The 10,364-nt window shown below is 59.9% G+C and carries 8 protein-coding genes; all 8 read left to right on the forward strand.

All coding sequences use genetic code 11. The annotated features are described in order from the left end of the window. Window positions 1-11 precede the first annotated feature (11 nt). Window positions 12-1,232, forward strand: coding sequence for a phospho-N-acetylmuramoyl-pentapeptide-transferase (gene mraY / locus AAFH49_RS14290; protein WP_342299172.1), 1,221 nt, complete (start codon window positions 12-14; stop codon window positions 1,230-1,232). Between the two features lie 2 nt (window positions 1,233-1,234). Continuing rightward, the gene (gene murD / locus AAFH49_RS14295; protein WP_342299173.1) at window positions 1,235-2,596 is read left to right on the forward strand and encodes a UDP-N-acetylmuramoyl-L-alanine--D-glutamate ligase; all 1,362 of its coding nucleotides are present in this window, start codon (window positions 1,235-1,237) and stop codon (window positions 2,594-2,596) included. Between the two features lie 171 nt (window positions 2,597-2,767). Continuing rightward, a complete protein-coding gene (locus AAFH49_RS14300) occupies window positions 2,768-3,937 on the forward strand; it encodes an FtsW/RodA/SpoVE family cell cycle protein (RefSeq protein ID WP_342299174.1) in 1,170 nt (389 codons plus the stop codon). A 189-nt stretch (window positions 3,938-4,126) separates the two neighbouring features. After that, window positions 4,127-5,245: an undecaprenyldiphospho-muramoylpentapeptide beta-N-acetylglucosaminyltransferase gene (gene murG / locus AAFH49_RS14305; protein ID WP_342299176.1), complete on the forward strand. Its 1,119-nt coding sequence runs from the start codon at window positions 4,127-4,129 to the stop codon at window positions 5,243-5,245. Between the two features lie 35 nt (window positions 5,246-5,280). Then, on the forward strand, window positions 5,281-6,684 hold the full coding sequence (murC, locus tag AAFH49_RS14310; RefSeq protein ID WP_342299183.1) for a UDP-N-acetylmuramate--L-alanine ligase: 1,404 nt from the start codon (window positions 5,281-5,283) through the stop codon (window positions 6,682-6,684). Between the two features lie 75 nt (window positions 6,685-6,759). After that, complete coding sequence (locus AAFH49_RS14315) at window positions 6,760-7,518, forward strand: cell division protein FtsQ/DivIB (protein ID WP_342299177.1); 759 nt, start codon at window positions 6,760-6,762, stop codon at window positions 7,516-7,518. Window positions 7,519-7,602: 84 nt separating this feature from the next. After that, window positions 7,603-9,018 carry a cell division protein FtsA gene (gene ftsA, locus AAFH49_RS14320; RefSeq protein WP_342299179.1) on the forward strand — a complete coding sequence of 472 codons (1,416 nt, stop codon included), beginning with the start codon at window positions 7,603-7,605 and terminating at the stop codon, window positions 9,016-9,018. A gap of 119 nt (window positions 9,019-9,137) precedes the next feature. Next, window positions 9,138-10,364 (forward strand): cell division protein FtsZ (gene ftsZ / locus AAFH49_RS14325; protein ID WP_342299180.1); only part of this gene is annotated, 1,227 nt, incomplete at its 3' end.

Here is a 10,364-nt window from a genome sequence, read left to right on the forward strand (position 1 = left end):
CCGATTACCGAATGCTTTATTACCTCTTCCGTTACCTGCACGAACATTACCACCTGGCGGGCACCGGCGTGTTTCAGTACACCACGTTCCGCGCTGGTCTGGCTGTAGTCATTTCCCTGCTCATCGCCCAGCTATTCGGGCACCGCCTTATCCGCGTGCTGCAACGCAAGCAGGTGGGCGAAAGCATCCGCGACCTCGGCTTGCAGGGCCAGAACGAGAAGAAAGGCACGCCCACCATGGGCGGCCTCATCATCATCCTGGCCATTCTGGTACCGGTGATTCTGCTGGCCCGTCTGCGCAATATTTACATCATTCTCATGATTTTGAGTACGGTGTGGCTGGGCCTGATTGGCTTTCTGGACGACTATATCAAGGTATTCCGCAAGAACAAGGAGGGCCTGAGCGGCCGCTTCAAGGTGCTGGGCCAGGTGGGCCTGGGCATCACGGTGGGCTGGGTGCTGTTCTACAGCAACGAAATCACCGTGCGCGAGTACCTGCTGCCCAACGGCACCTTCTCGGCTGTCGATGCCAGCAAAGTGTTCAAAGACGTGCACTTGATGATTACCACTGTGCCATTTATGAAGAACAACGAGCTGAACTACGGCGACCTGTTTGCCACCGCCGGCACGTTTTTCAACGGCCTCTACGGCTTTCTCTACATTCCCATCGTCATCTTCCTGATTACGGCCGTGAGCAACGGCGCCAACATCACCGACGGTCTCGACGGACTGGCGGCTGGCACTTCGGCCATCATCGGCATCACGCTGGCCATCTTCGCCTTCGTGAGCGGCAATGCGTTGTTGGCTGATTATCTGGATGTCATGTTCATTCCCGATTCGGGCGAGCTGGTTATTTTCTGTACCGCCTTCGTGGGGGCCTGCATCGGCTTTCTGTGGTATAACAGCTACCCGGCGCAGGTTTTCATGGGCGACACGGGTTCGCTGGCGCTGGGCGGCATCATCGCCGTGCTGGCCCTCATAGTGCGCAAAGAGCTGCTGATTCCGATTCTGTGCGGCGTGTTTTTGATTGAAAATCTGTCGGTTATCGTGCAGGTGAGCTACTTCAAATACACTCGCAAGAAATACGGCGAGGGCCGCCGCCTGCTGCGCATGTCGCCGCTGCACCACCACTACCAGAAGCTGGGCTACCACGAATCTAAAATCGTATCACGCTTCTGGATTGTCGGCATCATGCTGGCTGTCATCACCTTGGTTACCCTGAAACTGCGCTAAGAATGAACATTGTAATCCTCGGAGCGGCCGAAAGCGGCGTGGGCGCGGCCCTCCTGGCCCAGGCCAAAGGCTACACGGTTTTCGTGTCCGACCGCGGCCCCATTCAGCCCGAGTACAAGCAGCAGCTCACCGCGGCTGGCATTGCCTTCGAGGAAAGCCAGCACTCGCTGGATAAAATCCTGGCGGCCGATGAGGTGGTGAAAAGCCCCGGCATCCCCGAAAAAGCGCAGGTTATCCAGGCCCTGCGCGAGAAAGGCACTCCGATTATCTCCGAAATCGAATTTGCCGGCCGCTACACCCGCGCTAAGTGCATCTGCATCACGGGTACCAACGGCAAAACCACCACCACGCTGCTCATTTACCACCTCCTGAAAAGCGCCGGCCTGAGCGTGGGCTTAGCTGGCAACGTGGGCTTCTCGCTGGCCGAGCAGGTAATCGAAGACAAATTCGACTATTACGTGGTAGAACTGAGTAGCTTCCAGCTCGATGACACCCACGACTTTCAGCCCTGGATTGCCATCCTGCTTAATATCACGCCCGACCACCTCGACCGCTACGGCTACTCGCTCGAACAATACGCCCAAGCCAAGCTGCGCATCACCCGCAACCTGGACGGCAGCGGCGCTTTCATCTACAATGCCGATGATGAGGTGACGGGCAAATATTTCCAGTCGGCTTTCCTCGAAACGCGGCAACTGCCCTTCAGCTTGCACCACCGCCACGACATCCACCTCGCCGGCTACTACGTGACGGAAGACGTGCTCTGCACCAACCTCACGCCGGGCATCGACGAAGAGGCTGGGGTAGAGATAAACACCGCCAACTCGCCCCTCATCGGCCAGCACAACCGCCAGAACACGCTGGCCGCCGTGCTCGCCGCCCGCGTGGCCGGCCTCGAACCCGCGCAGATTGAAGCCGCTCTGTCCACCTTCCAGAACGCCGACCACCGCCTGCAACTGGTGGGCGAAATCAAGGGCGTCCGCTTCATCAACGATAGCAAGGCCACCAATGTGGAGGCCGCCTGGTATGCCCTCGATGGTATCCACCAGCCCATCATCTGGATTGCCGGCGGCACCGACAAAGGCAACGACTACAGCAGCCTGCTCAACCTGGCCGAGCACCGCGTGAAGGCCCTCATCTGCCTCGGCGTCGACAACGCCAAGCTCCGCACCGCGTTCGACCCCATCGTCTCGCACATCGAAGAAACCCAGAGCATGGCCGATGCCGTGGCCCGTGCCGCCGCCCTAGCCGTCCCCGGCGACGTGGTGCTGCTCTCGCCCTGTTGCGCCAGCTTCGACCTGTTCAAAAACTACGAAGACCGTGGCCGACAGTTTGCAGCGGCGGTCAGTGAATTGAAAAAATAGAACGTCATGCCGAGCGGAGCGCAGCGGAGTCGAAGCATCTCGCGTGCCACCACTAATCAATGATGTTCTCACAATATAAGTTGCCAACCCACGCGAGATGCTTCGACTGCGCTCAGCATGACGGTCTAGAAAAACAAACAGTCACGTTCCCTAATCTTCACCATTTCACCTATGAAAGACTGGCTGCAACGCAACCTCAAAGGCGACCCCATTCTGTGGGCCATCGTGCTGCTGTTCTCCTTCATCAGCATTGCCGTGGTGTATTCGGCCACCGGCACGCTGGCCTACAAGAAGATGGACGGCAACACCGAAGCCTTCCTTTTCAAGCACAGCAGCCTGATTTTCGTGGGGCTGGGCTGCATGTGGCTGGCGCACCGCATCGACTACCGGCACTACTCGCGCCTCTCGCTCTACGCGCTGCTGGTGAGCGTGCCGCTGCTGCTGTTCACGTTTTTCATGGGCGGCGAAACCAACGGCGCATCGCGCTGGATGACCATTCCGGTGATTAACCAGACCTTCCAGCCCTCCGACCTGGCCAAGCTGGCCCTGATTTCGCACCTAGCCAGCATGCTCAGCCGCCGCCAGCAGCACCTCGACGACTTCAAATCGACCCTGCTCCCGGTGATGCTGTGGGTGGGCACCATTTGCAGCCTCATCATCCTGAGTAATGCCTCCACGGCGCTGCTGCTGTTTGCCACCTGCATGCTGCTGATGTTCATCGGCCGGGTGCCGCTCAAGCACATGGCCGTGATGGTGGGCATTTTCGTGGTGTTGGGCGGGGCGGGCCTGGCCGCCGGTCAGCGCTTGGGCACGGTGATGTCGCGCGTTACCAACTTCACCGACAAGACCAAGAAAACGCCTTTTCAGCTCGAACACAGCTACATCGCCATTGCCACAGGCGGCATTGTGGGCAAGGGCCCCGGCAAAAGCACCGAGCGCAACATCCTGCCGCACCCGTATTCCGACTTCATATACGCCGTCATCATCGAAGAATACGGCCTGCTGGGCGGGTTTGTCATCTTGTTCCTCTACCTGGCCTTCCTCTATCGAGGGCTGAAAACGGTGATGAACAGCTACGGAGCCTTCGGCGGCCTGCTCTCGGCGGGCCTCAGTTTCAGCCTTGTGCTCCAGGCACTGGTGAACATGGGCGTAGCCGTGGGCCTCGGCCCCATCACCGGCCTGCCGCTACCGCTACTGAGTATGGGCGGCACCTCGCTTATCTTCACCGGCATCAGCATCGGCATTATTCTGGCCGTGAGCCGCGGGGAGCGCGAAATCCGCCCCATGACCGGCGAGCCGGAGGACACGGCGCGCATTCCGAAAGTATCGGTCAGCTACTAGTGGAGCTTTGGCAATGAATACAAAAAAAACGTCATACAGAGCGCAGCGAAGCATCTTTACCGCAGCTACTAATCCCATTGATTGGATTGCATTGCGCGGTAAAGATGCTTCGCGGCGCTCTGCATGACGGTCTGACTGCTTGCCATTGACCCTGTCCTACCCGTCTGCCTTCCCGACGTTCCGTTATCCATGACCAACTCCCCACTTCGTTTCATCATCTCCGGCGGCGGCACGGGCGGGCATATTTTCCCGGCCGTAGCCATTGCTAATGAGCTGCGCCGCCGGATGCCCGATGCCGAAATCCTCTTCGTGGGGGCCAACGGCCGCATGGAAATGACCCGCGTACCCGATGCCGGCTATAAAATCGTGGGCCTCGACATCACCGGCCTGCAGCGCCGCCTCACGCCCCAGAACCTGATGTTTCCGGTGCGCGTGTTCCGCTCGGTGCGCAAGGCAGGCAAGCTGATTGAAGAATTCCGGCCCGATGCTGTGGTAGGAGTAGGGGGCTATGCCTCAGCCCCGGTGCTGCTGGCCGCCACGTCCCGCGCCATTCCCTCACTCATTCAGGAGCAAAATTCCTACGCCGGCCTCGTGAATAAGCTGCTGGCCAAGCGGGTGAATAAAATCTGCGTGGCTTACGACGGCATGGAGAAATTCTTTCCCGCCGATAAGCTCGTCCTCACCGGCAACCCCGTGCGCACCGAAATTGCCCTCGGCAACCGCGATGAGGCCCTGAAATTCTTCGGTCTCGACCCCAACAAGAAAACCCTGCTGGTTGTCGGCGGCAGCCTCGGTGCCCGCACCCTCAACCAGGCCACGGCCGCTGCCCTGCTGCGCCTGCGCGAAGCCGGTATCCAGCTCCTCTGGCAAACCGGCAAGCTCTACTTCCCCGAAGCCCGCCAGCAGGCCGACCAGGCCGCCGGCCTCCACGCGCTGGAATTCATCCAGCGCATGGACCTGGCCTACGCCGCCGCCGACATCGTCATCAGCCGCGCCGGGGCGCTGTCAGTGTCCGAGCTCTGCCTCACCGGCAAGGCCAGCATCCTAGTACCCTCGCCCAACGTGGCCGAAGACCACCAGACCAAAAACGCGCTGGCCCTGGTTAGCAAAGGCGCCGCCGTCCTTATTACCGATGAGCACGCTTCTGAGCGGTTATACGACGAAGCCCTCCGCCTCCTGAGCGACCCCGAGCGCCAGCAGCAGCTCAGTACCCGCGTCCGCGAGTTGGCCCGCCCCGATGCGACCGTGACGATTGTGGACGAGCTATTGAAGTTGATTAAGAAGGAGCGGATTACCGAGCTTGATTAAGCTCGGCATGACATTCGAAAGAGCCTAAATACCCCCTGAATTTGAACCAGTTTCCCTACGTTTTCTTCCTCGGCATCGGCGGCATCGGCATGTCGGCCTTGGCCCGCTGGTTCCGTGCCAACGGCCATCAGGTGAGTGGCTACGACAAAACCGAAACGCCCCTCACCCGCGCCCTCGCCGCCGAAGGCATCGCCATTCACTATGCCGATGCCGTGGAGAACATCCCGGCCGAAGTCCGCGAAAACCGCGCCCAAACGCTGGTCGTCCTCACGCCCGCCATGCCGGCCGACAGCCTGGAATGGGCCTGGCTGCGGGCCGAAGGCTACGATATCCGCAAGCGCAGCCAGGTGCTGGGCGTGCTTACCCAGGGCCGCTACACCATTGCGGTGGCCGGTACCCACGGCAAAACCACTACCAGCAGCATGGTGGCCCACCTGCTGCATCACGCCGGCCTCGACGCCGGAGCCTTCCTCGGCGGCATTTCGGTGAACCTGGGTAGCAACCTGTTGCTGCCCGCCACGCCCGCAGCGCCCATCGTGGTCGAAGCCGACGAATACGACCGCAGCTTCCTGACCTTGTTCCCGGACGTAGCCATCGTCACGAGCACCGATGCCGACCACCTCGACATCTACGGCGACCAGTCGGCCCTGATTGAGTCGTTCCGCCAGTTCGTGGCTCAAATCAAGCCTGGCGGCACGCTGCTCATCAACCACACCGCCGATGCCAGCGTGGCCGCCGCCGTGCCGCCCGGCACCCGCGTTATCCGCTACGGCCTCACCCCAGAGCAGGGCCCCGAACTTTACGCCGCCAACATCACCGCCGAAGGCCACCGCTTCCACTTCGACCTGCACCGCCCCGAAGGCACTGTGCTTGGCCTGGAACTGGCGGTGCCCGGCTACCACAACGTCGAAAACATGCTGGCCGCCGCTGCCGTGGCCCAGCTACAGGGTCTGAGCGAAGAAAAGTTGCGCGCCGCCGTGGCTGCCTACCGGGGTGTAAAGCGTCGGTTTGAATTCGTCGTGACCGCACCCGAAAACGTTTATTTAGACGATTACGCCCACCATCCACGCGAAATCGAAGCCTTCCTGCGTTCCGTGCGGGCGCTTTACCCGACCAAGCGCCTGCGCGTCATTTTTCAACCCCACCTGTTCACCCGCACCCGCGACTTTGCCGCTGGCTTTTCCAAGAGCTTAAGTATTGCAGATGAGGTGTTTTTGTTGGATATTTACCCCGCCCGTGAGAAGCCGCTACCCGGCGTAACTGCCGAAATGCTCTTGGCTGAAATTACCGCTCCCACAAAAGCCCTCGTGACAAAAGAACAAGCCCTGGCCGCTGCCCAAACCGACACGTCCTTCGACGTGCTGGCCACAGTAGGTGCCGGAGACATTGACACGCTGGTTCCCCAACTCAAAATGGTATTAACGGAACGGTGGAAGTAGAACCGTAAAACACCCGTTAAGGCTGACCGATAGAACTATCAGCTCACCAACCCACATTCCCCAATACCCTCCCTTTTGGAACGCACCGTTAGAAACTTACTCGTTGCCGCTGCCTGCCTGCTGGTGCTGGGCGCGCTGGGCGCTTTCGCCGCCGTGCGCCAGTCCAACCGCTCGGTCGATGCCGTGAAGGTGAACATTGTCAACGAGTTCGATAATTATTTCATCTCCGAGCGCGGCGTAACGGCCCTGCTCACCAAGGGCGGCAAAGAACCCGTCATCGGCACGCAACCCGAGGGGCCACGCCTACGCGTGCTCGAAGCTCGCCTGAAGGCCCACGCCTTCGTGCGCGACGCCCAGGTGTACCGCGACCTTGCCGGCAACCTGCACGCCGACGTGCGCCAGAATCGCCCCATCGCCCGCCTCACGCACCCCGATACCCGCCTCGATACCTATGTGGATGCCGAAGGGCACGCCCTGCCGCTTTCACCGTTGTTTACGGCCCGCGTAGCCACCGTGGCGCGGCCCGGCGGAGGCAGCCTGCCAACTGGATTTTTCCAGGATAGTACCGGGCGGCATTACCTGGAGTTTTTGCGCTACGTAGACGAGCATGAATTCTGGAAAGCGCAGGTTTCGGAGGTGTTTATTGAGCCCGGCGGCAAGCTGTCGTTCACGCAGCAAGTGGGCGACCAACGTATCGAATTCGGGCTCCCCGAAAATATTTCTGAAAAATTCGCAAAGCTTATGGTATTTTACCGTCAAATTCCGTCAGTTTTGGGGTGGGATACCTACCACCGCGTAAACGTCGAATACCAAAATCAGATTATTTGCGAATAGCAATTTGCTGAAAAATAGACCATTAGGTCTTAGATTTTCATTCCATTCCCACCGCTTCTTCACTGCTCGCCAGCACCGCTCCATATGCAACAAGATAAAATCGTCGTCGGGCTCGACATTGGTACCACAAAAATCTGCGCCCTGGTGGGCCGCAAAAACGAGTTCGGTAAACTCGAAATCCTGGGCATGGGTAAAGCCGTGTCGGAAGGGGTTTCGCGCGGCATCGTGCTCAATATCGACAAGACCGTAGATGCCATTAAACGGGCCATTCGGCAGGCCGAAGAACAGTCTGGAATTAGCATTGGAGTGGTAAACGTCGGCATTGCCGGCCAGCACATCAAGAGCCTCCAGCACAACGGCAGCATCACGCGCAATTCGCATGATACCATCGGGCCAGAAGACGTGGCGCGCCTCACGCAGGACATGTACCGCCTCGTGACCCAGCCCGGCTCGCAAATCATCCACGTGATGCCGCAGGACTACAAAGTGGACTACGAGGAAGGCATTTCCGACCCCGTGGGCTACGAAGGCGTGCGCCTGGAAGGCAACTTCCACATCATCACGGCCCAGAGCACGGCCATCAACAACATCAACAAGTGCGTGACCAAGGCCGGCCTCGAAATCGCTGACCTCATTCTCGAACCCCTCGCCAGCTCCATGTCCATCCTCTCGGAGGAGGAGAAGGAGGCCGGCGTGGCCCTGATTGACATTGGCGGCGGCACCACCGATTTGGCGGTGTTCAAAGACGGCATCATTCGCCACGCGGCGGTATTGCCCTTCGGCGGCAACATCATCACGCAGGACATCAAAACCGGCTGCAACGTGGCTCCCGGCCAAGCCGAGCAGCTGAAGGTGAAGTTCGGCAAAGCCATTGCCCAGGAAGCCAGCGACTACGAAATCGTGAGCATCCCCGGCCTGCCTAACCGTCCGCCGAAAGAGGTTTCGCTGAAGAACCTGGCCTATATCATTGAGGCCCGCATGTCGGAAATTATGGAGTTGGTGTATGCTGAAATCTACCGCATGGGCCTGCACGACAAGTTGTCGGCTGGCATCGTGCTCACCGGCGGCGGTTCGCAGCTCCAGAACCTGGAGCAGCTCACCGAGTACATCACCGGCTTGGATACCCGCATCGGCTACCCTAACCAGCACCTCGGCAAGAGCCGCATTGAGGCTGTAAAGTCGCCGATGTACGCTACCACTGTGGGCCTCGTGCTGTCGGGCTACCACTCGCTTGATGAGCGTCAGATTTCGCGTCCCAGCTACGAAGAGGAGCAGGTGGCCGCGCCATCTTACTATTCCGCGCCAGCTGCCGCTGCGCCGGTGGCTCAAGCCACTCCCGCGCCCGTGGAAACCCGTGTTGCTGCTACGCCTGCAGTTCCGGCCCCCGCGCCGCAGCCCGCCAAGCCCAAAGAGCCCGGTGCTGCCAGCCGCTTCTTCAAGGATATCATCACCCGCACCAAAGGGCTGCTGATTGACGATTACGACGATAAATCTTACTAAATATGCCTGTCATGCTGAGGAACGAAGCATCTTATCACGGCTGCGTTTGTCAGAGTTACTAACCAATGCGGCGCGGACGCGATAAGTTGTTTCGCTTCGCTCAACATGACATACTTCTTATGAATTACAAATTCGATATTCCCGCCCAGAGCAAGTCCATCATCAAGGTGATTGGGGTTGGCGGCGGTGGCTCCAATGCCGTGAAGCACATGCACAAGCAGGGCATCAAGGACGTGGAGTTTATCATCTGCAACACCGACCACCAGGCGCTGCAAAGCTCCACGGTGCCCAATAAGCTGCAAATTGGCGTCGACCTCACCGAAGGCCTCGGTGCGGGTGCCAAGCCCGAGCGAGGCCGCCAGGCCGCCATCGAGAGCAAGGAGCAAATCCGTGACCTGCTGAATCAGGGCACTAAGATGCTCTTCATCACGGCCGGCATGGGCGGTGGTACCGGTACCGGCGCGGCTCCTGTTATCGCGCAGGTTGCGCAGGAGCTGGGCATCCTCACGGTAGGTATCGTGACGGCCCCGTTCATGTTTGAGGGCAAGAAAAAGCGTCAGCAGGCCGAAGAAGGCATCAAGGCACTGAGCGAGCACTGCGACACGGTGCTGGTGATTCTCAACGACAAGCTGCCGCAGATTTACGGCAACCTGACGATGGGCGCTGCCTTTGCCAAAGCTGATACCGTGCTGACCACGGCCGCCAAGTCCATCGCCGAAATCATCACGGTGACGGCCGATGTGAACGTCGACTTTGAAGACGTGAAAACGGTGATGAAGGACAGCGGGGCTGCCGTAATGGGCAGCAGCGTGACCGAAGGCGAAAACCGCGCCCGCCGCGCCGCCGAGGAAGCCCTAAACTCGCCGCTACTCAACAACACCGACATTCACGGCGCGCAACGCATTCTGCTCTCCATCATGTCGGGCGTCGAGCACGAGCTGGAGATGGATGAGCTGACGGAAATCACGGAGTACATCCAGGAGAAAGCTGGGCAGGACGCCGAGATGATTTTCGGCCACGGCATCGACGACACGCTGGGCCAGAGCATCCGCGTGACGGTGATTGCCACGGGTTTTGCCCGCGATGCGCATTCCATCACCACGCCTGCGATGGGCGGTAGTGCCTCGCACGAGCCGATTGTGGCCCCGGCCCCGGTGGCCGAAACGCCCCGTCCGGAAGCTGCTCCTGTTGCGCCCGCCACTTCGGCCCCATTCGTGCCCAGCTTTGGCGCGCCTGAGCCGGCCCGTGTGATGCACGATTTGAACGGCCCGTCGGCGCATAATGCGCCGCCGCTGGCCGGCATTCCGGCCAGTGCGCCCACTGAGCCCGTGCTCACGTCGAGCGCG

The sequence above is a fragment of the Hymenobacter segetis genome (assembly GCF_038448715.1).
GTDB lineage: Bacteria > Bacteroidota > Bacteroidia > Cytophagales > Hymenobacteraceae > Hymenobacter > Hymenobacter segetis.

Excerpts from the sequence above, each read along its gene's own strand:
- mraY (WP_342299172.1), top strand. The coding sequence starts at position 12 with ATGCTTTATTACCTCTTCCGTTACCTGCACGAACATTACCACCTGGCG.
- murG (WP_342299176.1), top strand. The coding sequence starts at position 4,127 with ATGACCAACTCCCCACTTCGTTTCATCATCTCCGGCGGCGGCACGGGC.
- murD (WP_342299173.1), top strand. The coding sequence starts at position 1,235 with ATGAACATTGTAATCCTCGGAGCGGCCGAAAGCGGCGTGGGCGCGGCC.
- ftsA (WP_342299179.1), top strand. The coding sequence starts at position 7,603 with ATGCAACAAGATAAAATCGTCGTCGGGCTCGACATTGGTACCACAAAA.
- AAFH49_RS14300 (WP_342299174.1), top strand. The coding sequence starts at position 2,768 with ATGAAAGACTGGCTGCAACGCAACCTCAAAGGCGACCCCATTCTGTGG.